Source organism: Niabella hirudinis, from assembly GCF_051201075.1.
Lineage (GTDB): Bacteria > Bacteroidota > Bacteroidia > Chitinophagales > Chitinophagaceae > Niabella > Niabella hirudinis.
This window is the reverse complement of sequence record NZ_JBPEHJ010000007.1, coordinates 128,234-153,254: the sequence shown is the minus strand read 5'-3', so window position 1 is coordinate 153,254 and position 25,021 is coordinate 128,234. Positions and strand designations below refer to the sequence as shown.

Here is a 25,021-nt window from a genome sequence, read left to right as displayed (position 1 = left end):
AAAACTCGTTTGAATATCGAAGAAGCTGTTTAAATTTTCACTATTAAGATTCCGTATAACAGACATTAAAAACCTCAAAAACCATTAAGTTAAGATTCATTGAGAGCTGCGGCTACTAAACTATTCTTAATGCCTTACTGGTTTTTAATCCTTCTATTTTTAAACGGCTTCTCAGAACCTGGCATTGATCCCACTATTCCCTTAAAACCTATCGGGGCTAAAGGTTTCAATACTTGTTTCTGTACTTTTCCCTGATAAAATATCCGCGATCGTTTTACCATAAGCCGGGCCCAAACTAAGCCCCATCATGCCGCCGCCGCCGGCAACACTTAAATTGCTTATTTTTTTAACACGGCCCAGGTAGGGCAGCCCATCAGGCGCGCAGGGCCGGTAACCGTACCAGGTATTGGCCGGAAAACCGGGCTGCCAATCCGGAAAATATTTGGGTATTGCTTCCACAATCCCCTTTACCCGGTTGAGATGAATTTTATTGCTGGCAGGCCCCAGTTCCATGGTGCCGCTAAAACGGATCTGCCCGTTCATGGGTGTTACGGCCACGCGCGCTTCCAGCAACAACGCGGCATGTATCATGGATGTGGCCGGCGATGGGCGGTACATAAAAGAATAGCCCTTGCCGGGCATCAGGGGCAGCCTCAGTTGCAGCAGGGAGGCCAGTTTAGGAAGCTCATGCCCCGTAGCAATCACTATCTCATCTGCTTTAAAATTTCCTTTTTCAGTAACTACTTCCGTTAATGCATTGCCAGCCGATTTAAAGCCTTTTACACCCGTTTGGTAGTGGATTTGCACCCCGCCTGACAGCAGGTGCTGCGTGAGCTGCTTTATCAGCTGCGGCGGGTACAGGATACCATCACACTTGTACAATACGCCCCCTTCAACATCCATTTTTAAATGCGGCTCCAGCTCCCGGATCCCGTTTTTATCATACACCACCGCGTTTAAACCCAATCGTTGTGCTTTTTCGGCAAGCACGGCTTCTTCATGCGCCGTATCGCGGGTTTTATAGAGCATCATAATGCCGTTCTGCCGCAGTTCAAAATCAAACCCCGCGGCCGCGGCCCATTCATCATAAAGCTTACTGCTAAACAGGTTCAGATCCCTGATGGCTTCCGCATTGCGATCGACATTTTTTTCATTGGCATGCTTTAAGAATTTCATACCCCAATCCAACAGCGAAATATTCAATGACGGCCGCACATAAAAAGGGCTTTTGCTGCTCAGCATCCACTTAATACCCCGGGCTACGATACCCGGCGCCGCCAATGGTGTAAAATGACTGGGCACAATCATACCGGCGTTACCGTATGAACAATTGTTGAGCCCATCGCCTTTTTCCAGTACCTGCACGTCCCATCCGGCTTTGTTTAAATAATAGGCCGCCGATAACCCTGCAATGCCTGCACCTATAATAATCGCTTTCATTTTTTTATTTTTTATTAACCCGGCGGCAGTGCACATAGCAGCGCATTTGCCACGCTCGGTTCATCTGCAGTGCAAATGGCGCCATTACATCAAATCCAAAGGCTCATTTTGGATTTTCTGCATTGATACTATGCAAAGCATCTTCGCTTCGCATCACAATACACTACAAAACCTGGAACCCCTGCGCATAGGGATCGTCTTCGGTATCAATACTGATCGTGTTGTATCCGTAAATCCTTGCCCAGCCTTCAATAGAAGGCACAATAGCGGCCTTGTCCTGCACGAAAGTTTCATCTTCAATGCGTCCGGTAAATTGAGAACCTATATAACTTTCGTGAATAAACTCATCGCCACGTTTAAGTTTCCCTTTAGCATACCACTGTGCCATCCGCGCCGAAGTGCCCGTGCCGCAAGGGCTGCGGTCTAATGCGTTTTCGCCTACCAGCACAGCGTTTCTTCCTGTGGAGTTTTTGCGCATCGGCTTGCCCGTCCATTGAATGTGTGAAAGCCCATGAATATGGGCATTTTCGGGATGTACAAATTCATATTTTTCATTCAGCAATTTGCGAATGAGTTTGCCATAATGAATGAGCTGTGCTGCCGAAAAATGACTAATGTCGGCAAAGTTTTTTTGCGGGTCTACAATGGCATAAAAGTTTCCGCCGTAGGACACATCTGCCACCATCTCGCCCAACCCCGGGCAGGTTACGGTAAGCCCTTCTTTGTATAAAAATGATTTTACGTTGGTGAGTTTTACTGTTTTTACCTTCTTGCCGTCTTGTGTGTAATCTATCAACACGAGGCCGGCCGGAGTCTCCAGCCTCAGCTTACCCGGAACTTTCGGAATTACCAATCCTTCTTCTACAGCAATTGTTACCGTACCAATAGTGCCATGCCCGCACATGGGCAGGCAGCCGCTGGTTTCGATATAAAGCACCCCCGTATCATTTGCCGGATCAGCCGGGGGATACAAAATGCTTCCGCTCATCATATCATGCCCGCGCGGTTCAAACATCAGACCCAGGCGTATCCAGTCATATTCTGCCATAAAATGCAGCCGTTTCTCCATCATGTTATGGCCGTTCAGCAGGGGGCCGCCGCCGGCTACCAGGCGTACCGGGCATCCGCAGGTATGTGCATCAATACAAAAAAAAGTTTTTTTCATTGCTATGTTTTTTTGCAACTAAGACACGGAGGCACTAAGGCTCTTTCGTTCATTGCTATTATCTTACAATTTATCATCGCACTTTTGTGCCGTTGTTGCTCCGTGGCTATTCGCTACACATTATCCGCTGTCAACTTTCCATTCACCATCCGAAAAATATTCAAAGAATTATTATTTTTCAATTCGTCAGGCAAATGCTGCTCCGGCCAGTTCTGAAAGGCCAGCGGACGTACAAACCGTTTTACAGCATCGGGTCCTACCGATGTAAAGCGCGCATCGGTACTGGCGGGAAAGGGACCGCCATGCTGCATACCATACACTACTTCCACCCCGGTAGGCATCCCATTAAACAATAACCGGCCGGCTTTTTCTTCAATACACGCAATAATGTCATTATGTGCAGCCAGGTCTTCCGTAGTAGCAGCAAGGGTTGCCGTTAGCTGCCCCCTTAGTTGCTCCGCAATCATCCCTACCTCGCCATCATGATCCGCTGTTACCACCACGCCAAAGGGGCCAAACACTTCTTCGCTCAACAGGGGATTGCTGATAAATTTTTGCGCGCTAACTTCAATCACTTTTGGACGGCCCTGGCCATCCGATGCCTCAGTGGCCGCCTCTGCCAGTACCGCTACGCCATCCTGGCTACTGAGCAGAGATTTGTTTTTTTCAAAATGCGCATGGATGCCCTCATTAAGCATGGCAGCGGGCAGCGCCGATCCAATTGCATTTTTCAGGGCTGCTTTGAAGCGATCGAGCCCCACTCCTTTTACGGCAATAAAAATTCCGGGGTTGGTGCAAAACTGGCCAACGCCCAGGGTGAGCGATGCGGCATATTCCATTGCCAGCACCTCCGCCCGCTGCTCCAATGCGTTTGAAAAAGCAAAGACCGGGTTTACACTGCCCATTTCTGCAAATACGGGAATCGGCTCCGGGCGCTGGTTAGCCACATCAAACAGGGCCTTACCGCCTCCGTAAGAACCCGTAAAGCCAACGGCTTTTATAAACGGGTGTGCGGTAAGGTACGTACCTGTTCTTTCATTGCTGCCTTCCAGGTAATCGCCGGCCACATGGGCAAAAACGCCCGCAGGCCAACCCACTTCTTTTACGACCGCTTCAATAGCATTTGCCATCAGCTGCGATGTTGCCGGGTGCGCGGGATGCGCTTTTACAATAACCGGGCAGCCGGCGCCCAAAGCGCTTGCTGTGTCTCCGCCTGCGGTGGAAAACGCAAAGGGAAAATTGCCGGCGCCAAAAACCAGTACCGGCCCTATTCCCACATTGTATTTTCGAATATCATTTTTTGCCTTGGCTGCATCAGCGGTATCAATACGTGCATCCGTATACAGGCCTTTTGCCACCGCATCGGCATAAGTTCTCCATTGTCCCACTGTACGGGTTTTTTCGCCGGTCAGCCTTGGAAAGGGCAAGGCCGTTTCGGCATGGGCAGTATCCAATAACTCCTGGCCCAGGGCTTCAATTTTATTAGCCACCGCATGCATAAAGGCCGCGCGGTCTTTTACCGTAGTTGATCTTAAAAACCGGCAGGCCTCTTTTGCACGGCTTGCATGTTCGTCTAATAATGATTTCGATTGGTTCATAAAAATATTTTTAGGCAGGGAAAGGTGACGCGTTATTTCGCAGCGAATGACGCCCCTTTGACACCATGGCTTCCCATCCTGTGTCTTACCCGCTAATCCTTTGTTTTGTGCCGATAATATGCGATACATCGGGCCTTGTGGCGATGCCTTTGTTAATAATACCAAGGATCCGCTCCCGCTCCTCGCCTGCAAGCGTTAGCCGGGGTGCACGCACCTGCTCGCTGCCAATTCCGGTTTGCTGCTCGGCCAGCTTGATGTATTGTACCAGCTTTACATGTATATCCAGTTCCAGCAGGGGCATAAACCAGCGGTAAATCTCCAGCGCTTCGGCAAATCTTCCTGCCTTTACCAATTCGTAAACCGCTACCGTCTCCGCAGGGAAAGCACAAACCAGCCCGGCCACCAGGCCATCGGCTCCCGCCGCCAGTGCCTCAAATGTAAGGGTATCTACCCCACAAAGGATCGAATACCGGTTGCCAAACCGGTTGCGCATTCTGGTTACGTTCGATACATCGCGGGTGCTTTCCTTTACCGCAGCAATATTTTCATTGACAGCCAGTTCTTCCAATGCATCCAGCGTGATGAGTGTTTTATAATCGTTCGGATTGTTGTACAGCATGATCGGCAAACCGGTACCCTGCGCAATGGTGTTAAAATAGGCTACCAGTTCCCGGTGGTCAGGCACATAGCGCATGGGAGGCAATAACATCAGGCCATCCGCGCCCCAGGCTGCTCCCAGTGCTACCTGTTCCATTGCCGCGCGGGTACTGCCCTCAGCTATGTTCAGGATCACCGGCACCCGGCCTTCTATTTTTTCAATAGCAAATTTTACGAGGCGTTCTTTTTCATTGGTTGTTAAAACACTTGCCTCGCCAAGTGTGCCCCCCAGGATAATGCCAGTGACGCCGGCCTGAAGCTGCGCTTCGAGATTCTTTTGAAATAACGGCAGATCCAGCTCATCATTACCGGAAAATTTTGTAGTTATTGCAGGCATTACACCTTTCCACTGAAATTGCATGTTATATATATTTTTAGAGGTATGAAATTACAGGGCCTTAAAACATTGGCGATGCATTTATTTAACCGATTGCAGGCAGATTTTACCCCATCCCCTCAACAGGGCATTCTATTTTAGACATAACGAAATATAAAACACCGCTTATAGCCTGCTTTTATAATTTTTCAGGTATTCCACGGGTGTTACCCCTATAATAGATTTAAATACCCGGTTAAAATTGGTAATACTGTTGAACCCGCAGGTATAGGCAATACCCGATATATTTTCTTCACCCGGTGTGATCAGCTTTTTACAGGCTTCGTTTATGCGAAGTTCATTCAGGAATCCAACAAATGTATTTCCTGTTTGCTTTTTAAAATAACGGCAAAATGAGGGCGGGGTCATGTGCGCAACAGCCGATATCTGTTCAAGAGAAATATCCTTATCAAAGTGCTGCAGAATATAGTTATAAATGCTGCCGACCTTTATTCCTTCGCTTTCGCTCACATCGCCCAGCACAGCCGGGGCAAAGGGCTCTACAAATTTCCGCACATTGTGCAGGGCCGTCAGCAATTCAAGAAAACCCGTAATACGGGATACATGTCTTTTGCCCAACAGTGTATATAACCGTCTGGTAATGGATTCCGTATGCGGGTCCGATACTTTAAAGCCCGAAGGGTGTGCCTCCAGAAAATCTTTTACAAGCCGCATTTCGGGAAGCCCGAACAAGGCTTCCAGCTTCTTGCCCGGATCAAAAAACAGCGTAATCGCCCGGATCTCCTTATCTGAACCTGCTTCAAAATACTCCGCACTGTTTTTAAATACATGCGGATGATTGGCGCCAATATAAAACACATCTCCCGGAGCAAAAGAGCACATATTGGTGCCCGCCACCAGGGTGCCCGTTCCTTTTACAACAGCGGTAATCTGCACCTCGGTGTGGCGATGCAGGTAGGGGTAGAAATAAGGGAGCTTTTCTTCCTGTACAATTACCGACTTATCGTGTACCACCGGAATGGTAAACTGCAATACCTTCATTGAATAAATATACATACTTTTGAATATGGATGAAACAGATAAATGCGATATTCGATTATGAAACGGGGCATAAAAACTACACTTATCATTATCCTGGCTTTTGCCGTTACACCTCTTTTTGCGCAAAAAAAAATAAAAATAGCCTGTGTGGGCAATAGCATTACGTATGGTGCAGGCATTGCCGACAGGGAGCACAACAGCTACCCCGCCCAACTGCAAAATATGCTGGGCGATGGTTACGATGTAAAAAACTTTGGTCATAACGGCGCTACCCTGTTAAAAGGGGGCGCCAACCCTTATTGGGATTGTAAAGAATATAAAGAGGCGCTGGCTTTTAATCCGGATATTGTTTTTATAAAACTGGGCACCAACGACAGCAAAGCCGTTAACCGTCCACATTACAATCGATTTGTAACCGAATACAAAGCGCTGATCGCTTCCTTTCAAAACGGAGCGACAAAACCACGCATTGTTTTGCTACAGCCTGTGGCTTCTTTTATGACGGATACCAGCCAGATATGGAACGATGTTATTGTGAAACAAATTGCCCCGATGATACAGCAGGCGGCTTATGAAACCAAACTGGAGACCATCAACTTCTATCCTTATTTTGCAGAGCGGCCCGACCTGTTCCCTGACCAGATTCATCCCACCAGCCAGGGCGCTGCCATTATTGCAAAACGCCTGTATGAACTGGTAAAAGCAACTACCGACAAAAACTATAATAGCTTTTCTCTGATAAAGAAAGAAAAAAAAATCAGCTCCTTTTATGGTTTTGATTGCATTGATTTTAAGTATGCCGGCCGCAATTGCAAACTGGTAAAACCCCGGGCGGCAGCCAAAGGGCATCCCTGGGTATGGCGTGCCCGGTTTTGGGGGCATGAGCCGCAAACCGATATTTCGTTGCTTGAGCGGGGGTTTCATGTCGCGTACTGTGATGTAGCGGAACTCTTTGGCAATAAAGAAGCGGTGAATAGCTGGAATCAATTTTATGCATTGATGCAGCAATGCGGCCTCAGTAAAAAAGCGGTACTGGAAGGCATGAGCCGCGGGGGCATCTATGTATACAACTGGGCGCTTGCCAATCCCGGAAGAGTGGCCTGCATTTATGCGGACGCACCCGTGCTGAACCTGGTAAGCTGGCCCGGTAACAAACGGAACGCCGGCGCTGAGGAGCCCTGGGCCAACTTTAAAAAAGATTATCATCTTACCGAAGCACAGGCGCTCCGGTTTAAAAACAACCCGCTGGATCATGCAACCAAAATTGCAAAACTGGGGTTCCCAATGCTCCACGTAGTGGGCGATGCAGATGATGTGGTACCTGTGGCAGAAAACACCGCGCCTTTTGAGCAAAAAATCACAGCCGCAGGCGGCAGCATTATGGTAATCCATAAACCCGGGGTAAATCATCACCCGCACAGCTTGAAGGACCCCACTCCTATTACCGGTTTTATTTTGCGGGCTACAGGATATGACCGCTTTTGAGAAGCTGACGCATATACAATAACCCGAAATAAAGGTTACCAGATCTTTATGATATCCTTTGCCTGGAGGTACATTTTGCTGCCCGGCTGTACATTGAAGGCTTTATAAAACGGTTCGAAGTTCATCAAAGGGCCAATTACGCGCCAGGCCGGCGTAGAATGCGTATCCGTATTGACCAGCATCCGCATAATGGCATCTGTATATTTACTTCTCCATAATTGGGCAAACGCCGGGAAAAAACGCTGGTCCGATGTAAAGCCATCCGTTTTTGATGCGCTTTGCCCTTGTTGGGTCATTTTAAAAGCATCGTAGGCAATGGCCAGCCCGCCAAAGTGCGCAATATTTTCTCCTGATGTCAGCTTACCGTTAAGATGCATAGCATCCAGCACTACGAAACCATCGTACAGCTGCTGTATTTGTTTTACTTTTTCGTCAAATATATCAAATAAACAATTGTTGCAAAGACGTTGTTATTTGCTAAATTCGGGAAACGATGTAATGATCTCAGTAAATGAGCGATGATGAACTCTTTCGCTCCTGCTGAAAAAACAAATAAACAGATGAAAAAAATAGGATTTTTATCGTTTGGGCACTGGGCAAATCATCCGGCTTACAACACTAAAACTGCGGGTGACACCTTGCTGCAGTCGATTGATTTAGCAGTAGCAGCAGAAGCCATCGGCATTGATGGCGCCTATTTCAGGGTGCATCACTTTGCCAGGCAGCTGGCATCCCCTTTTCCTTTGCTGGCGGCCATTGGCGCCCGAACCAGCAAAATTGAAATAGGCACCGGTGTTATTGATATGCGGTATGAGAACCCACTGTATATGGCAGAGGAAGCCGGCGCCGCCGATTTAATTTCCGGTGGGCGCCTTCAACTGGGCATCAGCCGGGGATCGCCCGAACAGGTTATTGACGGATGGCGTCACTTTGGATATACGCCCGCAGCGGGGGAAACCGATGTTGAGATGGGCCGCCGGAAAGGATTAGAATTCTTTGAGCAGCTGAAGGGAATTGGTTTTGCCCAACCCAGCCCCAATCCTATGTTTCCGAACCCTCCCGGACTGCTGCGCGTGGAGCCCTTTTCCCCGGGCCTGCGTCAACGCATTTGGTGGGGATCCGCTTCCGATGCTACGGCAACCTGGGCCGGCAAGGTGGGTATGAACCTGCAAAGTTCCACGCTCAAATTTGATGAAAGCGGCAAGCCCTTTCATATACAGCAGGCCGAACAGATCCGGTTGTTTAAACAGGCATGGAAAGAAGCGGGACATCCGCATGAGCCCAGGGTTTCCGTAAGCCGGTCGATCTTTGCGCTGGTAAACGACCAGGACCGTTACTATTTTGGTCAGGAGGCAGACAGGACCGACAAAGTGGGGATCCTGGAAGCAGACAAACGCGCTATTTTTGGCCGGAGCTATGCCGCAGAACCAGACCAGTTGATGAAGGAACTGGCGGCCGATGAAGCGATACGGGAGGCGGACACCCTGCTGCTTACGATCCCCAATACCCTGGGTGTAGACTATAACGTGCATGTGCTTTCGTCCATATTGGAACACGTGGCACCGGGATTGGGCTGGCGATGAAATTGTTTCAGGAGATATCTTATTTTTAACCAATGTTTTTGCTAACTTTATTACGTTATTTAAATTTTACAACATAACCCATTATCATGGCAACAGCGAAAAAACCTGCAGCAAAAAAGGCCGCACCCAAAAAAGCCGCCGCTAAAAAAGCCGCGCCCAAAAAAGCAACAAAAGCTCCTGTAAAAAAAGCAGCAGCAAAAAAAGCCGCTCCTAAAAAGGCTGCCGTTAAAAAGGTAGCTCCAAAGAAAGCAGCTCCAAAGAAAAAAAGAAAGATCAATCCCGCCTTATTAAAACCACTTACCCCCAGTCCGGCACTGGCGGCTGTTATTGGTAATAAAGCAGCATCCCGCCCGGATATTATCAAAAAAATATGGGCCTATATTAAAAAACAGGGGCTGCAGGATACGACCAATAAAAGGATGATAAATGCGGATGATAAATTAAAAACATTGTTCGGCGGCAAATCCCAGGTATCTATGTTTGACCTGGCCAAGATCGTTAGTGCCAATGTAAAATAAACATTTTTTTGTCAGCAAAAGGGGAGCCGTTCGCTCCCCTTTTTTGTTGCTATCAAGGCGCTCTTTTTTCCAGCGTTTCGCGTGGGGCAATCAATAGTTGTCCGATGGCCCTACCCTTTTGAAACGATTGCGCCCTTAGCTGGAAACAGCTTTTGGGAATGATGATAGGCGTACCGTTATAACGGGCAGCAGCAGTGTCGGGGTTGGTATTATCCAGCGTATAATAAATATCCAGGCTATCAATGTCGGTACCCAGCGATACCAGCAATTGCTTTTCACCATCATGCTTTGCCGTTGCCAGTACATCAAAAGCCGCGCGGGAGTAACGGATCCCCGCGGCATCCAGCACATTAAACTGGGGCTCCAGTTTTTGCTGGAACCGGGTCCAGTTCTGCTTGTTTTGTGGCGACCAGAAAACTTCGGCCAGGGCCAGTGAGCGCGGCCAGGTCATATATTCCGCATGTCTTCCGCCTGGCACTGATTCTGTCCACAAATTGCCCTGGCCTCCTAATACTAAAGCTTCATCAACCCCTTGTGGTACCGGGCTCCACTGATAGCTCGTCTTCAGGCGAAGCATACTGTAGGTATCCGACTCCAGTAACGGATCGCCCTGGTAGAGGTCCAGGTATACATTATTATTGGGCGTAAGGATCACCTGGTGCCCCTGTTTGGCCGCCTCAATCCCGCCCTGTGTACCGCGCCAGCTCATTACGGTGGCTTCCGGGGCCAGTCCGCCTTCCAGGATCTCATCCCAGCCAATCAATTTCTTTCCCTTTTTCTTCAGGATTTTTTCCACGCGCTTTATAAAATAGCTCTGTAATCCGTGCTCCGTTTTTATGCCCTGCTGCTTCATAAAATCCTGTACCATGGCTGAGCGCTGCCAAAATAGTTTGGTACACTCATCGCCCCCAATATGTATATAGGCGCCGGGAAACAAAGCCGCCACTTCGGTAAAAACCTTGTCGAGGAAACTATATACCCGTTCATCCGCCGGGTTGAGCGTATTGTCGTCAATATTATAAAATTTACTGCCGGGGTTTACCGGGTAAATATAGCCGGTTGCCGACAGGTAGGGGTAAGCCGCTATGGCAGCCAGCGAATGGCCCGGAACATCAATTTCGGGCACAATCGTAATGTTTCTTTCGGCTGCATAGGCAATGATGTCCTTTATATCCTGCTGACTATAATACCCGCCATAGGATGGCTTTTCGTTAGCCCCGGGCGGATCAAAAGACCACCACTGGCCCGTACGGGGCACCCGCCAGGCGCCCACCTCTGTTAAACGGGGCAATGCTTTTATTTCAATGCGCCAGCCCTGGTCATCTGTCAAATGCCAGTGAAAAACATTGAATTTATACCGTGCCATATCATCAATATATTTTTTTACAAATTCCTTCGGAAAAAAATGACGGCTCACATCCAGCATCAGTCCCCGCCATTTGAACCGGGGGTAGTCGACCACTTCCATGGCCGGTACCCGGTATTGATGCTCCTGCTCCGGTGAAAGCAGCAATAGCTGCCGGAGGGTTTGCAGTCCGTAGAACAGGCCGGCTGTTTTGCGCGCTTTTACGTTTATTTCCTGCGCCGTAACAGACAGGCGGTATCCTTCGTCATGAACTGGTTCCGGCAGCGCCGGGTCCAATACCAGGCGGATAGCCTGCTCACCACTGGCGACGGCTGTTTTTACCTGCAGGTTAAGACCGGCTATATCCCCGATCCATTCCCGTATATAGCCATCGAGGCCGGCGCTCCGGGGAATGATCAGGGCCGTATGATCGTTCACTATAAAGGCGCCTTTGCCTTCCACAATGGATACGGGCTCGGGCACAATCGCCGGTTTTGTTTGCGCGGTAACGGCAGTAAAGGAAAGCAGCGCTGATACAACCAGCAGGCAAGCATTCTTTTTCATATATAAAATTTGAGTTGGGGGTGAAGTTATAAAATTATAGATATAAGCATACATACCAATTTCAAGCAGGGTGCATACCGGATTCGTTTTTAAAAAGTTTCTGATATTCTGTAATTTTAATAACCTAAATAACGGGAAAGCGCCCCCCCCAAAAAAAACAACCCGGCTCAATGGGTATAAAAATACACGGTCCGGATCTTTTGTCTACACTTTTCCGTCACCTTCTATTATTCAGGCAACGCATCAACCCTCAAAGGTATCTGGCGCAATAGTTGGGGCCTGATAAGATAGCTTTTAAAACAGGTTCCTAAACACAATTTACAAATAACGTAAAAACCAGATATTATGAATTACCAGGATTATACGATGTTATTAAATGACCTGATCCGTATCAACAACGATCGTATCGCGGGTTATGAAAAGCTGAGCAGCGAGTTAAGGGAAGGCCATGACAGCGACCTTGCGCTTCTCTTCAGCAAAATGATTACAAACAGCCGGGACTTTAATACCGACCTGTCGAAAATGGTAGGCTTTCTTGGAGGAACCCCTGCAACCGGCAGTACCGGAGCGGGCAAATTGTACCGGATATGGCTGGATGTAAAAGCCGTATTTATGGTCACCTCCGACCGGACAACCATTCTCATGCATTGCGAGCAGATTGAAGATGCCGTACAGCAGGCCTACGCAGACGCGCTCAATGAGCCCGGGCTGCCCGCTGAACTCTTCACCCTCCTTTCATCCCAAAAAGCATCCTTGTTGGCCGCACATGATGAAATAAAAGTATTAAGGGATATACAGCATGTTTAGATGAGCCGCAGATATATGCAGCGTCATCAACTCCCACCGGAGGTCATAGATCCTGAAAAAGTTTCAATTTATTATAAAGGGTTTTCCGGTCTATATTCAGGAGCTCAGCGGCTTTCTTCTTATTGAAATTTACCTGTTGCAGCACGGTCATGATAGCCTGATACTCGGCGCGGCCGGCTACCTCCTTTAACAGGTCCTGTTGCTGTGCGGCCCCCGGATCGGTATCGGGCATGTCTGGTACGGCATGGGCGCAGTTGAGGATCTCGGGCAGCAATACATCTTCTTCAATGGTATCACCGGTCGTCAGCAGCACGGCGCGGCGCACGGTATTGCGCAGTTCCCTGATGTTGCCGGGCCAGTCGTAGCGCTGAAAAGCGGCCATCACCTTTTCCGAAAAGCCGGTAACCTGCTTATCACTTTCATCACAGCATCTTTTTAAAAAAAATGCTGCAAGGGGGCTAATATCTTCTTTACGGTTGCGCAATGCCGGCAAATGAATGGCGAATTCGTTGAGCCGGTGATAGAGGTCTTCCCGGAAACGCCCCGCCTGGTAAGCCGCCTTCAGGTCCTCATTGGAAGCGACAACGATCCTTACGTCCGCTACCATCTCCTTGATGCCCCCCACCCTTTTAAACTTTCGTTCCTGGATGATCCGGAGCAGCGCCGCCTGGATGTCGATGGTGAGGTTCGCAATCTCATCCAAAAAAAGTGTGCCGCCATCGGCCATTTCAAAATGGCCTTCCTTATCCTGCAAGGCGCCGGTAAAAGCACCTTTTACATGACCAAAAAGCTCGCTGCCAGCCAACTCCCGCGAAAGCGTACCGCAGTCGAGCGCAACAAAGGGCTTACCGGAACGATTGCTGTTGTAATGAATGGTACGGGCCATCACCTCTTTTCCCGTGCCGCTTTCTCCATAAAGCACCACACTGTAGTTAGTAGGCGCCACTATTTTTACCTGCTGGTACAATAGCGCAGTGGGTTTGGACTTGCCTATATAACATTCTTCATTAAAAACAATTTCCGGGCTTCCCAAAAAAGCTCCCGTTTTTTTTTCACACTCCGCAGCTGTCATCTTTTTCAGCAATTCCAGCACTTCTTCCGGCACCAGGGGTTTGGGGATATAGTCAACTACGCCCAGCCGCGTAACCTCAATGGCCTGCCGGATATCTGAATACCCGGTAATAACCAGAATTGCGGCTTTTTCATTGACTTCCTTCAACCTCTGTACCAGCTGAACGCCATCCATATCACCCAACCGGTAATCGGCAATAACAGCGTCAAAAGACGCAGCTTTATATTTTGCGATTCCCTTGTTGCCGGAAAAAGCAGTTTCAACTTCATACCCTTTTTTTATCAGGTAATGCGTCAGTAATTGACACAAATCTGCATCATCATCAATAATGAGTAGTTTAGCGGGCATATTCTGAGGTCTTTTTTACACACTATTTATAGCGTAAATCGTGCCGACTTTTTTTCTGATGCGGGAAAATTACCCGCTGCCTGATTTTGGCAAAATAATTGCCGGTCAGATAAAAAGTGGAAAGCCGGCTTTTCCCATATCAATCCGTACATCTGTTACCACCCCCATCGCTAAAAACAATGATCATTGACGATGAGGACGACATGTATTACCTGATCCGGAATATATTAAAACAACGCAATATAGAAGCCGTTTTTGCCGGATCCATCCACGAGGGGTTAAAGGTAATGAAACAGCAGCCGGATATCTTTTTAATTTTTCTCGATAATCATCTGCCCGATGGCCCGGGCTTTCAGTATATACGGCAATTCAAGGAAATTGGTCATGCAGCAGTGGTGATGATGACGGCTTATGACACCAGCTATGACCGGAAAATGGCAAAGAATAACGGGGCGGATGATTTTATCGGCAAACCGTTTACCCGGCAATCCATCCTCGCAATTATTGATCAGGCACTATCCCGGCTCCCTTCCTGAAGCCCGCCCCGGGGTTATGCCAGCTGCAATGCAACTGTAAAGACCGTCCCCCGCTGTTTTACGCTTTTTACCTTAATATTTCCTTTATGGTTCAGAATGATGTTTTGGGTATTGGTAAGCCCCAGGCCATTCCCTTTTTTCTTTAATGTAAAATAAGGCTCAAAAAGGTTCTGTAAGGTGTTTTCATCCATCCCGCTCCCGTTGTCGCGGATCTCAACGATACATTTTCGGTCCTCTTTTTTTGTAGCCAGTTCCAGCACTCCGTTTTCTTCTCCCATAGCCTCTATAGCATTTACAATAATATTCAAAAAGGCCAGTTTTATCCGTTCCTTGTCTACCATAATATCGCAAAGATCGGCCGAGTAATGTTTAACCACCTGCACTTTTCGCAATAGCAGCCGGTCTTTTGCCATATAGAGGCTTTCATCCAGGATCTTGTTGATATCTTCCTTCTGCATATCCAATTGCATAAACTTTGTAGCATTGAGGAGGTCCGAAACCATTTGGCTGATGCGCGCTGAGTTGCGCCGGACAATATTGACCAGCAACTGGCCCTCTGCGTCTTTTCCAATTCCCGGAAGATCAGACAACTGTTCGGTAGCCAGCGTTATATTGGTGAGCGGGTTGCGGACCTCATGAGCCATTACCCTTGACACACGCCCGATTGTAGCCAGTTTTTCAACGCCCTTTAGCTCACTGAGTTCAGCATTCTTCTCGCTTAATTCCTTTACATTATCTTCCAGTTCCTTCCGGTATTGATGAGCAATACTGTTTGCTTTCTTTTTTTGCTGGTACTGGCTGTTAAAGGTAAAAACGGCGTACAGTACAGCCAGCAATGCCATAAATAACGACAGGAAGGTAACGGCTTCCGTACTGGTATAGAAATTATTTAATTTCGACATGCGCTTCCGCATCAATTGTTCCTCAATCTCCGTCATCCTGCGGATCTGGTCATCAATACTATCGGCCTGCGCCAGCGATTCGGGGCCTACCGATGACTGTTCCAGTGGAATGTTTTTTTCCTGATGCAAGGCAATAGCACCGGAAAGCCCCGAGAGCCGCCGTTGGATCATCAAACTCAGCCCTTCTTCATTAGCGGACTGCACAGGATCAGCCGGGGTTAGCTCTTTCATCCCGCTATGTAAGGCACCAAGATGATCCCGGGCCGCATAAAACCCCTCAAGAAACTGTGGCAGCTCATTGATAATATAACCGCGTACATTTGATTCAGCTTCCCCCATCGTCATTTTAACTTCTGCCATTTTATTGATCAATGTATAGTTGCTAACGATCCAGTTCTTCTCCTGCTGCAGCCGGCGGTTTGTTGAAAGGATGAGCACATAAGATACAAGGAGCAACAGGGAAGAAAGCGCATATCCGAGCCTTATTTTATTTAAGGATAACATCATACAGAACAGATTTACATTAAACTACCCGACAATAGCGTAACAGACAGATCTTTACAAAATACAAGTGCTGAATGGAGAGGGGGAATAAAGATACATAACTTTCGTAAAGGCCGGGGTGCATTCCAAATTGTAGCTGTCATGCTGAATTTATTTCAGCATCTATGCATATTGTCGTTCAATAGGCCCTGAAACAAGAATAGATCCCGGGTCAGGCCCGGGATGACATCTTGGGTGACATTACATTTATGGGAGTGCGACAATCTGGAATGCACCCGGGATGTTTTTTCGCCGCTGATCTGCTCGGATCTTCCATGCTGATCTTCTCCGCGGATCATCTGCATGATCTGCGAAAGCCTTTTCCCGGCAGCAACTGGCAGGGCTTTTGTAGGTTTACTAATAAAAACGATCCAATTATGGCAAAGTATTCAAAACAAGCCGGCAATAAAGTAGAAAAAGCCATGCGTGAAATGAAAAAAGGTGAACTGAAAAGCGGCAGCGGCAAAAAAGTAACCAGCCGGAAACAGGCCGTGGCTATTGGCCTGTCTGAAGCACGGGAAAGCGGCGCCAAGGTTCCTGAAAAATCCAGCCCGGGAAAAAAACAGCATGCCTGATCCGCAGAAAAGGCGGATGCATAATGAAACCTGCCTGAAGATACCCGGACACTAAACCTATAAAATATGAAAGCAATATGGACCGGCGCTATTGGTTTTGGACTGGTAAATATTCCCGTAAAAATGTATGCAGCCACCGAAGAAAGCAGCCTTGACCTCGATATGCTGGACAAAAAGGACCTTAGCAATATCCGTTTTAAAAGAATCAATGAGCATACCGGTAAGGAAGTAGATTGGGAAAATATCGTAAAGGCTTATGACTATGAAGGAAAGTATGTGGTGCTGGATAAGGCCGATTTCGAGAAAGCCCTGCCGGAAAAAACAAAACTGCTAACGATTGACCATTTTGTAGAAATGGCGGAGATCGATAGCATTCTTTTTGAGGCCCCTTATTACCTGGAACCTCAGAAAGGCGGAGAGGCGGCTTATGCCCTGCTAACAGAGGCACTGAAAAAAACAGGGATGGCGGGGGTAGGCACGTTTGTCCTGCGCACCAAAGAGGCCCTGGGTGTGCTGCGGTTTTATGAAGACCTGCTGCTCTTTCAGCGTATCCGGTATGCACAGGAAATAAGAGCTACGGATGAACTGAAGACTCCAAAAAGAGCCATTAAACCTTCCGAATTAAAAATGGCCACTACGCTGATCGGCCAATTATCCCAACCCTTTAACATCAATGCTTATAAGGACAATTATACAGCCGCGCTCCTGAAGATCATCCACTCCAGGGCAAAAGGAAAAAAGATCAGCCAGCCCAAAATGAAGGTGGTTTATAATAAATCAAAGGACCTGATGGAGCAGCTGAAAGCCAGCCTGGCCGCTTCCAAAGCAAAAAAGATATCATAAATTTATAAGCCGTGGGCCTACTTAAAACATACCAGAAAAAAAGAGATTTTAAAGAAACGCCCGAACCCAAAGGAATGCGCGCAGGCACTGGAAAGCAGGCCCTGCATTTTGTGGTTCAGCGTCATGCCGCCACCCGCCTGCATTATGACTTCCGGCTGGAGATGGAAGGCGTGCTCAAAAGCTGGGCGGTACCAAAGGGGCCCTCGCTGAACGCTGCAGACAAGCGGCTGGCCATGAAGGTAGAGGATCACCCCTTCGACTACCAATACTTTGAGGGCACCATCCCAAAAGGCAATTACGGCGCCGGCGAAGTGGAGATCTGGGATGCAGGCACTTACGAGGCGCTTGAAAAACAGCCCGGCAAAAAAGAAGAAACTGTTTTATTGCAGGAGTTGACAAACGGCTCTGTAAAATTCATCCTCCACGGCAAAAAATTAAAAGGTGCATTTGCGCTGGTACGGATGAAGAACACAAAGGAAGATAATGCCTGGCTGCTGCTGAAACATAAGGACCGCTATGCAATGGATGCGCCTTATGATGCTGAGCAGTCCGTAAAAAAAAAATCAAAAGTAACCGCCGCAGCCCGCGAAAAAAGCGCTGAAAAAAATAAGCCTGCACCGGCTCCGCCGCGGCCGGCTGCAACCGGGAGCGAAAAAAAATATACCCGATTTATAAAACCTATGCTGGCCACTGCTGCCGGCCGGCCTTTTACAGATCAGGAATGGATATTTGAAATAAAATGGGATGGCTACCGCGCTATTGCAGAAACAGGTAAAGATTTCCGTTTCTACTCCCGTAACGGGCTCAACTTTGCCGGCAGGTATCCGGTCATTGCTGCTGCATTGCAGGAGCAGCAGCACAACATGGTAATAGACGGAGAAATAGTGGCCTACAATAACGCGGGGTTTCCCGATTTTCAGGCATTGCAGCAATTTGGAGAGCGGCCGGAGGTTCCTGTGGTTTACCACATATTTGACCTGCTTTACCTGAACGGGCAAAGAACGGAGGAACTGCCCCTGCTGCAACGAAAGGATTTATTGCAGCAGGCGCTGACAGAAAACAAATGGATCCGGTATAGTGATCATATAGTGGGTGATGGTATCCCCTTTTTTAAAATGATCCGGGAAAAAGACCTTGAAGGTATGATGGCTAAGAAGGGTGACAGCCATTACGCAGAAGGGCACAGAAGCGGAGCCTGGCTTAAGATCAAACATCACCATACGGAAGAAGTGGTGATTGCCGGTTTTACCGCGCCCCGGGGTTCACGTAAAAAATTTGGCGCACTGATTCTTGGAAGATACAAAGATCAGCAACTGCGCTATGCGGGCCATACCGGCACAGGTTTTGAAGACCGGTTGCTGGATACCCTCTTTAAAAAAATGCAACCCCTCATTGTACCGGAGTCGCCCTTTGCAACGCGACCCAGGACGAATATGCCCGCCGTTTGGATACGGCCCAGACTGGTTTGTACAATTAAGTTCTCCGAATTAACAAAGGATCATATATTTCGCCATCCCGTTTTCCTGGGGCTGCGGGAAGACAAGCCTGCAACAGAGGTCGTGATCCCTGAAAATGAAACGGCAATGACTAACAACACAACCGTCAAAGAGACAAAAAACAACCCACGGAAAATTGTTTCGCAGGTAGAGGAAACGATTATAAAAGCAGATGGAAAAACGGTAAAACTAACCAACCCGCAAAAGATTTACTGGCCGGCAGAAGGTTATACCAAGGGCGACCTGGCCGACTACTACAACAGGATAGCGCCCTATATACTTCCTTACCTCAAAAACCGACCGGAAAGCCTGAACCGGTTTCCCGATGGCATTATGGGGGAAAGTTTTTATCAAAAGAATGCCGGTTCCATTGTACCAGCCTGGTTTCCCACCACCCCGGTCTTTTCGGAAAGCAACCAGAAAGAAATCGACTATGTGGTATGCAACAGCCGGGCATCGCTCCTGTACCTCGCCAACCTGGGCTGCATTGAGCTAAACCCCTGGAACAGCACTACCCAAAAGCCTGATGCGCCCACCTACCTCATCATGGATATAGACCCTTCGGAGAAGAATAGCTTCGAACAGGTGGTAGAAGCTGCCCTAACCGTAAAACGGGTGCTGGACGACTGCGGGGCGGTTTCTTTTTGTAAAACTTCCGGAGCCACCGGTTTGCATGTATACATTCCAATGGGAAATAAATACAGTTATGAACAGGTGAAAGATTTTGCGCACCTGGTGGCCCTGCAGGTTGTTCATGCACTGCCGGAAACAACTACCCTGGAACGGAGCCTGAAAAAAAGAGGCAATAAAAAAATATACATCGATCATCTGCAAAACCGGAGGGGCCAAACTGTTGCCTGCGCCTACAGTGTGCGGCCCCGGCCCGGCGCCACGGTATCAACACCGCTAAACTGGAAGGAAGTAAAGCCCGGACTGGATCCGCGCCGGTTTACGATAAAAACGATACATAAACGACTGGCACAGCAGGGCGACCTTTTTAAACCGGTGCTGGGCAAGGGCATCAATATGCTGCAATGCATCAAAAAACTGGAACAGGGATAACGGTTTTTTCCCCGCGCATCGCTTTTACCACGCGTTACTCTTTTATCAAGGCTTTTATCTTTTCCGCCGTTACTGCCGTTACCGGGTTAAACCGGCTGCTGTCCATATAATCCAGGAGGCTGTGCAGGAGCTGCCTTGCTTCGGGTCGTTTTTCGGAATCGCTCAGCAGATCGATCCCGCTGATGATGAGCTTCCCCTTTCCGACAGCGCACTCCACAATCAAACCCAGCGGCCTTGCCGTTACCCAATCATCAATGACCCGTACAATGGGTTTCAGCCCCTTTGAGATCGAATCCAGTATGATGGCATTAGAGTGGCTCATCGCATCCCACCACTGCCAGTTACTATGATACTGTGTTGGAAATTCTTTTAAGGCAGGATGGCGCGGATCACAGAGAATACCCAATGTATGCGGCGGCTGGTTGTTTGTCCAGGCAGTGTTCCAGAAAATACTGGAAAAGCCAACAGCAATAGCACCGCCGGCAGCATCTTTCAATGTTCCTTTTTTTAAGCTCAATAATACCTTTCCCCCGTTTTGCAGCAGGGCTATGCTTTCCGCATCAAGCTGCTGTGTTACGCGCACATCAGCGGGTGCAGCAGGCAATACAGAGGGATACACAAAAATATCCCAGGAGTTTTTATAGCGGCCGGCGCTTACCGTTACAATCAAGCGCGAAGGTTGTTGAACCGATGCCAGGGGCTGCGTGATGGTGCCCAGCTGCACTTTGCTGCCTGCCGGAATAGCGGCTGTTTTAAAATCGCCTTTAAACAGGATACGACCTGTATCATCGGCAATCGTCCATTGAATGCTGCCTGCCCCCAATGTCCCTGAACTAAATTGCGCCATTTCTACCGGCACTTTCAGCGTTTCATGGTTCTGGTAAATCATTTTAGGAAACCGCGCCAGTGGTACTATAGCGTTGCAGAAACGGCTGAATTCCGCCCCGGTTACATATCCTTTCTCTTCCCAAAAGGGGCTCAGCACACCTACAAGCGCTGTTCCCTGCCCCGGAAAATCGTGCAGGTCCAGCAGTTGAAAGCCTGCAAAGCCCGGCGTGCGTAATGCCGCTTCTATATCGGCTTTGTAACACAGTGTCTGTAGCTTACCGGATGCCAGCAGGAAACTATCTGCCAAATGGATCATCCCATTTTTTTCCAGTTGCGCCCGGAATATTTCAAAGTTTTTTGCCTTTAAAATGCCGGTGTATTTTTTTATTTCCTTAAAATCGGGGTATACGCACCACTGACCAATCTCATGACTTACCGTGGGTTGTTTCCACCTGGAAATAATGGATACCCAATCGTAATCAGTTCGCGGCGGCTGACCATTGATAATGCTTTGCAATCCCTGGCCCCAGCCCTGTATGCGCGGATCGGGAGAACTGTTAAAATCGCTTTGGGGTACCACCGGCCAGCCGGCCCCTGTGGTATACAGGCGCCGGGGATCTTTTTGCTGCCAGTATTTTACAAACCCAACCAGGTATTGCTGCATGTGGCGTCCGCCGGGCTCATTGCCATATAGCATCATCACAAATGAAGGATGGTTGCCATAGTTTTTAACCATGCGGTTGCTTTCTTCATAAATCCAGGCATCGAGCGGATCGCCACTGCCGATCCTTGAACCCTGGTTGGCCCAGGAAGAACATTCTACCTGCAAATAAAAGCCCAGCTCATCTGCCGCCTCAAATGCTGCTTCCGGCGGTGTCCAGGAATGAAAACGGATATGGTTCAAGCCAAAAGAACGGGCTTTCTTTAAAATGCGCAGCCAGGATGCCTTATCTGCAGGCGGGTACCCGGTAAGCGGAAAAATAGCACATTCGAGCGTGCCGCGCAAAAACAGGGTGCGGCCGTTAATAGCAAACTGCGTTCCCTTTACTTTAAATGCACGCATCCCAAAGTTAACGCGGCGTTCATCCCTGCCGGACCCTGTATACAGCGCCAGGCGCATGGTGTACAGGTTGGGGGCAAACTCGTCCCACAGCAGGGGCCGCTGCCCCATGGGGTAAACCAGCTCTACCCGGGTGGTATCCCGGCCCGCCGTAATCTTTTTTATTAGGGGTTTTAATTTTTCAGCGCCGGCAGTTGCGGCACCTGCCAGCGCTTCCAATGTTGCAGCTGCAGGCTGATTGCCGGCATTTACCAATACAGCTTTTATAGTTACCTGCTTTTTATCAATATCCGGGAAGAGCTGCACATCTTCGATAAAGACCTTCGGCCGTGCCAACAGCTCAAGGCGGCCAATCATCCCATTCCAGTTGCCCTGTGTATGATCGGTAATACTATGCGCATTCACTCCTACATTAACGGTTTTTACCCGGTTATCAACCCTTACGGTAAGCTGGTGGGCGCCGGGTTTCAATGGCGCCGGTAATGTGTACACATGCGAGGCTCCCAAACTGTTTTGCATACCTGCTTCCTGCCCATCGACCCATACGGTGGTTTCCCAATGGGCGCGTTCAATAAAAAACACCAATTCTTTTCCCGACCAGGATGCCGGAATGGTTACCGTTTTCTGGTACCAGGCGGCACCCTTGTAGTATTTTACGGGCTGTAGCCAAAAGGGGATTTTAATATTGCCGGGAACCCGGTAAGGGGCGTATTGATCTTTTTTAAACCAGGAAGAGTCGGCAATGCCCCCCGTCCAGGGAGTATGTATGTTCACATCATTGCCCTTCCCGTTCGTAGTCATGGAGCCCGGAAGGATAACCCGGTCTGCCAGTTGGCGATTGAACCACTTTTCGGTTATTCCCCGGTCCAGCGAATCGATGGCAAAACGCCACTCTCCGGAAAGGTAGATCCGGTTATCCTGTGCATGCGCGCTTAGGGCAAGAGAAAACAGCAGCAGACCAAAAGTAAGCCGAACATAAGGTTTCATATATGTCTTTTTATATTTCAAAAATCAGGGCAGCGGCAACAGATCGCTGTATAGACAAGTAGCTGCCATTACGCCCTGCGAAGATGGGGAACCTGCTTCAATTAAAGAATGGAGAGGATGCTGAAAAGAATAGATTTTATTGTGATCCGGCATTACCGGACCGCTGATTTCCATTCACCGGTTTTTACATTCAGTATCCAGGGCTGCGGTTCCGGCAGCCAGAGGCGTCCGTCACCTATCTGGAGCGGCATCCAGAGGTAGCGCGAGTCCCACTGCGTTTTGGGCTTCCACTGATCGGCCATAAAAATAACGGTGGTGGATTTTGTTCCTGCTACCTTCAGCATCATTGTAGACTGCGACCCGTAGGTATTGGTTTCGGGGGGTGCCATGTCTTTAAACTCCGACCAGGGCCCGGCCAGTGTTTTTGCAGTGGCATATTTGTTCGGATTGGGATTCCAGCCGGTAAGTGCGGAGCCAATAGCATAATAGAGCCCTTTATAATGCACTACGGCGCCCCCTTCCAGCGGCGAACGGATAAAGCAAACTTCCTTTACTACATCCAGGTAATCGTTTGACAGGGCGGCGATATAAAAACCTTTGGTAGGCCTGCTTTCAAAAATAAGATACGCTGTGCCATCGTCATCAATAAACTGGCCGATGTCGCGGCTTTCGAGCCCAAGGGGTCTGAAACTTTTGAGATATTTAAAGGGCCCCTGTGGTGTTTTGGCAATGGCTACTCCAACCCGCGCCAATTTATAGCGTGCATCATCAAGATGAAAATACATGACATAGGTTTTGCTCCCTTTGTTATAAAACACTTTAGGGCGTTCCAGTACCCAACGATGTCCCAGCTGTTCCGGATCTGAAAGTTTTAACGCGGGCCCACGGTTCTTCCAGTGCACCAGGTCCCGAGACTCATAGCAGCCCACATACCGGTAGTCGGGATCATTATCTGCACGGCGGGCTTCGCCATACCAATAGTATTTTTTTCCCAATTTAATAATGCCGCCGCCATGGGCCTGTATATGTTCGCCCTTATCATCGGGCCATACCGCCCCGGGGTTAATTACATTTTGCGAAAAAAGCAGCGCCGGCAGTGCCAGCAGACAGAGCATCATTATTTTTAAACGGTTCATTTCAGAAACTGTTTTGTTGAATGCGCAAAAATAGGATATTGCCACTGAAGCGCTGAGGCACTGAAGGCTTGGGGGTTTTCTACCTTAAAAGCAGCGGCTATTGCCAGAGCATCAAAAGAGTCTGTGCTTCTATGTTTCAGTGGCGATAACACAGACCTCTGTAACCTCCATACTAAAAAAATTTGCGCAATCATTTAATTGCGCATATATTTGCAATCATTCAATTGCATATTATGATTATCAGACGCGATGTATTCCAGGCTATTGCAGACCCCATCCGGCGGCAGATCATCGATCTTGTAGCGTTTGAACCACGGAACCTGAATGCCATTGCAGCAGCATTTGAAGTAAGCAGACAGGCGGTATCGGTTCATGTAAAAATCCTGGCCGAGTGCGGGCTCCTGGTGGTTGCCCAAAAAGGGCGGGAACGGTATTGCACGGCCTGTTTGGAGTCGCTGGGCGAGGTATCCGATTGGGTAACCCAATACAAAACGCTATGGGAAAGCCGGTTTGCAGCATTGGACAATTATTTAGAAAATACAAAACCACAAAAGAAAAGTCATGCAACAAAAAACAGCAAAAGACGATAGCGCTTTGAGGCAAGCAGTGGAAATAACCCATGTATTTAATGCAGAAGCAGCGCGGGTTTTTGAGGCCTGGACAAACCCGGAACAGCTGGTCCAGTGGTATGCCCCGGATGGATGCTCCATCCGCTTTAAAACCATCGATGTCCGGGAGGGCGGATCTTTTCATTCCTGCATCCACAGCACGGTTCACGGAGATTGCTGGTGCAAGGGGCATTACCTGGAAATAACCGCTCCGCGGCAACTGGTATTTACCCTGGTAGTTACCAATGAAAACGGGGAGGATATTACGGCGGAAGCGGCCGGTATGGCCCCCGACTGGCCCGTAATGACAACGGTTACGGTAACCTTTGAACCGCTGGGCAACAAAACACGGATCCTGCTCCGGCAAACGGTACCGGCCGCACTGGCCCAAAAAACAGGAGCGCTCCCCAGCTGGATCTTAATGTTTAACCGGCTCAAGCAATTGTTATGAAACCGTTCTTATTTACGTTCCTGCCTCTGTTGTT

The 25,021-nt window shown here is 48.6% G+C and carries 21 protein-coding genes; 10 read left to right on the top strand and 11 right to left on the bottom strand.

The features are described from left to right. Nucleotides 1–201: 201 nt before the first annotated feature. The 5 genes from GGU45_RS14710 to GGU45_RS14690 all read right to left on the bottom strand — a co-directional run bounded on the left by GGU45_RS14710 (nucleotide 202) and on the right by GGU45_RS14690 (nucleotide 6,253). Entirely contained in the window at nucleotides 202–1,440 is a 1,239-nt protein-coding gene (locus GGU45_RS14710; protein ID WP_435225948.1) for an NAD(P)/FAD-dependent oxidoreductase, read from the bottom strand. Nucleotides 1,441–1,603: 163 nt separating this feature from the next. Further along, on the bottom strand, nucleotides 1,604–2,605 hold the full coding sequence (locus GGU45_RS14705; RefSeq protein ID WP_435225946.1) for a 4-hydroxyproline epimerase: 1,002 nt from the start codon (nucleotides 2,603–2,605) through the stop codon (nucleotides 1,604–1,606). Between the two features lie 113 nt (nucleotides 2,606–2,718). Continuing rightward, nucleotides 2,719–4,203 carry an aldehyde dehydrogenase (NADP(+)) gene (locus tag GGU45_RS14700; RefSeq protein ID WP_435225944.1) on the bottom strand — a complete coding sequence of 495 codons (1,485 nt, stop codon included), beginning with the start codon at nucleotides 4,201–4,203 and terminating at the stop codon, nucleotides 2,719–2,721. Between the two features lie 85 nt (nucleotides 4,204–4,288). Further along, nucleotides 4,289–5,221 carry a dihydrodipicolinate synthase family protein gene (locus GGU45_RS14695; RefSeq protein WP_435225943.1) on the bottom strand — a complete coding sequence of 311 codons (933 nt, stop codon included), beginning with the start codon at nucleotides 5,219–5,221 and terminating at the stop codon, nucleotides 4,289–4,291. A 141-nt stretch (nucleotides 5,222–5,362) separates the two neighbouring features. Next, entirely contained in the window at nucleotides 5,363–6,253 is an 891-nt protein-coding gene (locus GGU45_RS14690) for an AraC family transcriptional regulator (RefSeq protein ID WP_435225941.1), read from the bottom strand. Between the two features lie 42 nt (nucleotides 6,254–6,295). On the opposite strand from GGU45_RS14690, the gene GGU45_RS14685 reads away from it, so the two are divergent. Beyond that, nucleotides 6,296–7,723, top strand: a complete 1,428-nt coding sequence (locus tag GGU45_RS14685) for a GDSL-type esterase/lipase family protein (protein WP_435225940.1) — start codon at nucleotides 6,296–6,298, stop codon at nucleotides 7,721–7,723. 35 nt (nucleotides 7,724–7,758) lie between these two features. Here GGU45_RS14685 and GGU45_RS14680 read toward each other — a convergent pair whose 3' ends face one another. Beyond that, the gene (locus GGU45_RS14680; RefSeq protein ID WP_435226147.1) at nucleotides 7,759–8,163 is read right to left on the bottom strand and encodes a M13-type metalloendopeptidase; all 405 of its coding nucleotides are present in this window, start codon (nucleotides 8,161–8,163) and stop codon (nucleotides 7,759–7,761) included. 120 nt (nucleotides 8,164–8,283) lie between these two features. Between GGU45_RS14680 and GGU45_RS14675 the strand changes: the two genes are divergently transcribed. Then, complete coding sequence (locus tag GGU45_RS14675; protein WP_435225938.1) at nucleotides 8,284–9,306, top strand: LLM class flavin-dependent oxidoreductase; 1,023 nt, start codon at nucleotides 8,284–8,286, stop codon at nucleotides 9,304–9,306. 86 nt (nucleotides 9,307–9,392) lie between these two features. After that, nucleotides 9,393–9,824, top strand: coding sequence for an SWIB/MDM2 domain-containing protein (locus tag GGU45_RS14670; RefSeq protein ID WP_435225936.1), 432 nt, complete (start codon nucleotides 9,393–9,395; stop codon nucleotides 9,822–9,824). A gap of 52 nt (nucleotides 9,825–9,876) precedes the next feature. On the opposite strand, the gene GGU45_RS14665 is transcribed toward GGU45_RS14670, so the two are convergent. After that, a complete protein-coding gene (locus GGU45_RS14665; RefSeq protein ID WP_435225934.1) occupies nucleotides 9,877–11,733 on the bottom strand; it encodes a beta-N-acetylhexosaminidase in 1,857 nt (618 codons plus the stop codon). Between the two features lie 345 nt (nucleotides 11,734–12,078). On the opposite strand from GGU45_RS14665, the gene GGU45_RS14660 reads away from it, so the two are divergent. After that, the gene (locus GGU45_RS14660) at nucleotides 12,079–12,540 is read left to right on the top strand and encodes a PA2169 family four-helix-bundle protein (RefSeq protein WP_435225932.1); all 462 of its coding nucleotides are present in this window, start codon (nucleotides 12,079–12,081) and stop codon (nucleotides 12,538–12,540) included. Between the two features lie 43 nt (nucleotides 12,541–12,583). Here the strand turns inward: GGU45_RS14660 and GGU45_RS14655 are convergent, their stop codons facing one another. Beyond that, nucleotides 12,584–13,960: a sigma-54-dependent transcriptional regulator gene (locus GGU45_RS14655; RefSeq protein ID WP_435225930.1), complete on the bottom strand. Its 1,377-nt coding sequence runs from the start codon at nucleotides 13,958–13,960 to the stop codon at nucleotides 12,584–12,586. Between the two features lie 179 nt (nucleotides 13,961–14,139). Here GGU45_RS14655 and GGU45_RS14650 point away from each other — a divergent pair, with 179 nt between their 5' ends. Continuing rightward, a complete protein-coding gene (locus GGU45_RS14650) occupies nucleotides 14,140–14,496 on the top strand; it encodes a response regulator (protein ID WP_435225928.1) in 357 nt (118 codons plus the stop codon). 14 nt (nucleotides 14,497–14,510) lie between these two features. Here the strand turns inward: GGU45_RS14650 and GGU45_RS14645 are convergent, their stop codons facing one another. Beyond that, nucleotides 14,511–15,905, bottom strand: coding sequence for an ATP-binding protein (locus tag GGU45_RS14645; RefSeq protein WP_435225927.1), 1,395 nt, complete (start codon nucleotides 15,903–15,905; stop codon nucleotides 14,511–14,513). Nucleotides 15,906–16,318: 413 nt separating this feature from the next. Here GGU45_RS14645 and GGU45_RS14640 point away from each other — a divergent pair, with 413 nt between their 5' ends. From GGU45_RS14640 to ligD, 3 genes are all read left to right on the top strand, one after another. Further along, on the top strand, nucleotides 16,319–16,516 hold the full coding sequence (locus tag GGU45_RS14640) for a DUF6496 domain-containing protein (protein WP_435225926.1): 198 nt from the start codon (nucleotides 16,319–16,321) through the stop codon (nucleotides 16,514–16,516). Nucleotides 16,517–16,582: 66 nt separating this feature from the next. Beyond that, complete coding sequence (ku, locus tag GGU45_RS14635) at nucleotides 16,583–17,359, top strand: non-homologous end joining protein Ku (protein WP_435225925.1); 777 nt, start codon at nucleotides 16,583–16,585, stop codon at nucleotides 17,357–17,359. Between the two features lie 11 nt (nucleotides 17,360–17,370). Beyond that, the gene (ligD, locus tag GGU45_RS14630; RefSeq protein ID WP_435225923.1) at nucleotides 17,371–19,917 is read left to right on the top strand and encodes a DNA ligase D; all 2,547 of its coding nucleotides are present in this window, start codon (nucleotides 17,371–17,373) and stop codon (nucleotides 19,915–19,917) included. A gap of 34 nt (nucleotides 19,918–19,951) precedes the next feature. Here the strand turns inward: ligD and GGU45_RS14625 are convergent, their stop codons facing one another. Both GGU45_RS14625 and GGU45_RS14620 read right to left on the bottom strand, forming a co-directional pair. Continuing rightward, nucleotides 19,952–22,792: a DUF8487 domain-containing protein gene (locus GGU45_RS14625; RefSeq protein ID WP_435225921.1), complete on the bottom strand. Its 2,841-nt coding sequence runs from the start codon at nucleotides 22,790–22,792 to the stop codon at nucleotides 19,952–19,954. Between the two features lie 152 nt (nucleotides 22,793–22,944). After that, nucleotides 22,945–23,928: a family 43 glycosylhydrolase gene (locus GGU45_RS14620; RefSeq protein ID WP_435225919.1), complete on the bottom strand. Its 984-nt coding sequence runs from the start codon at nucleotides 23,926–23,928 to the stop codon at nucleotides 22,945–22,947. Between the two features lie 233 nt (nucleotides 23,929–24,161). Between GGU45_RS14620 and GGU45_RS14615 the strand changes: the two genes are divergently transcribed. Together GGU45_RS14615 and GGU45_RS14610 are read left to right on the top strand one after the other, a co-directional pair. After that, nucleotides 24,162–24,518: an ArsR/SmtB family transcription factor gene (locus GGU45_RS14615; RefSeq protein ID WP_435225917.1), complete on the top strand. Its 357-nt coding sequence runs from the start codon at nucleotides 24,162–24,164 to the stop codon at nucleotides 24,516–24,518. After that, nucleotides 24,490–24,987, top strand: a complete 498-nt coding sequence (locus GGU45_RS14610) for an SRPBCC family protein (RefSeq protein ID WP_435225916.1) — start codon at nucleotides 24,490–24,492, stop codon at nucleotides 24,985–24,987. The genes GGU45_RS14615 and GGU45_RS14610 overlap by 29 nt, the downstream gene beginning before the upstream one ends. Nucleotides 24,988–25,021: the final 34 nt, after the last annotated feature.

Coding starts and splice junctions, on each gene's coding strand:
- GGU45_RS14620 (WP_435225919.1), bottom strand. CDS start 23,928: ATGAACCGTTTAAAAATAATGATGCTCTGTCTGCTGGCACTGCCGGCG.
- GGU45_RS14695 (WP_435225943.1), bottom strand. CDS start 5,221: ATGCAATTTCAGTGGAAAGGTGTAATGCCTGCAATAACTACAAAATTT.
- GGU45_RS14665 (WP_435225934.1), bottom strand. CDS start 11,733: ATGAAAAAGAATGCTTGCCTGCTGGTTGTATCAGCGCTGCTTTCCTTT.
- ku (WP_435225925.1), top strand. CDS start 16,583: ATGAAAGCAATATGGACCGGCGCTATTGGTTTTGGACTGGTAAATATT.
- GGU45_RS14675 (WP_435225938.1), top strand. CDS start 8,284: ATGAAAAAAATAGGATTTTTATCGTTTGGGCACTGGGCAAATCATCCG.
- GGU45_RS14700 (WP_435225944.1), bottom strand. CDS start 4,203: ATGAACCAATCGAAATCATTATTAGACGAACATGCAAGCCGTGCAAAA.
- GGU45_RS14670 (WP_435225936.1), top strand. CDS start 9,393: ATGGCAACAGCGAAAAAACCTGCAGCAAAAAAGGCCGCACCCAAAAAA.
- GGU45_RS14610 (WP_435225916.1), top strand. CDS start 24,490: ATGCAACAAAAAACAGCAAAAGACGATAGCGCTTTGAGGCAAGCAGTG.
- GGU45_RS14655 (WP_435225930.1), bottom strand. CDS start 13,960: ATGCCCGCTAAACTACTCATTATTGATGATGATGCAGATTTGTGTCAA.
- GGU45_RS14615 (WP_435225917.1), top strand. CDS start 24,162: ATGATTATCAGACGCGATGTATTCCAGGCTATTGCAGACCCCATCCGG.
- GGU45_RS14685 (WP_435225940.1), top strand. CDS start 6,296: ATGAAACGGGGCATAAAAACTACACTTATCATTATCCTGGCTTTTGCC.
- GGU45_RS14710 (WP_435225948.1), bottom strand. CDS start 1,440: ATGAAAGCGATTATTATAGGTGCAGGCATTGCAGGGTTATCGGCGGCC.
- GGU45_RS14650 (WP_435225928.1), top strand. CDS start 14,140: ATGATCATTGACGATGAGGACGACATGTATTACCTGATCCGGAATATA.
- GGU45_RS14645 (WP_435225927.1), bottom strand. CDS start 15,905: ATGATGTTATCCTTAAATAAAATAAGGCTCGGATATGCGCTTTCTTCC.
- GGU45_RS14690 (WP_435225941.1), bottom strand. CDS start 6,253: ATGTATATTTATTCAATGAAGGTATTGCAGTTTACCATTCCGGTGGTA.
- GGU45_RS14705 (WP_435225946.1), bottom strand. CDS start 2,605: ATGAAAAAAACTTTTTTTTGTATTGATGCACATACCTGCGGATGCCCG.
- GGU45_RS14640 (WP_435225926.1), top strand. CDS start 16,319: ATGGCAAAGTATTCAAAACAAGCCGGCAATAAAGTAGAAAAAGCCATG.
- GGU45_RS14660 (WP_435225932.1), top strand. CDS start 12,079: ATGAATTACCAGGATTATACGATGTTATTAAATGACCTGATCCGTATC.
- GGU45_RS14625 (WP_435225921.1), bottom strand. CDS start 22,792: ATGAAACCTTATGTTCGGCTTACTTTTGGTCTGCTGCTGTTTTCTCTT.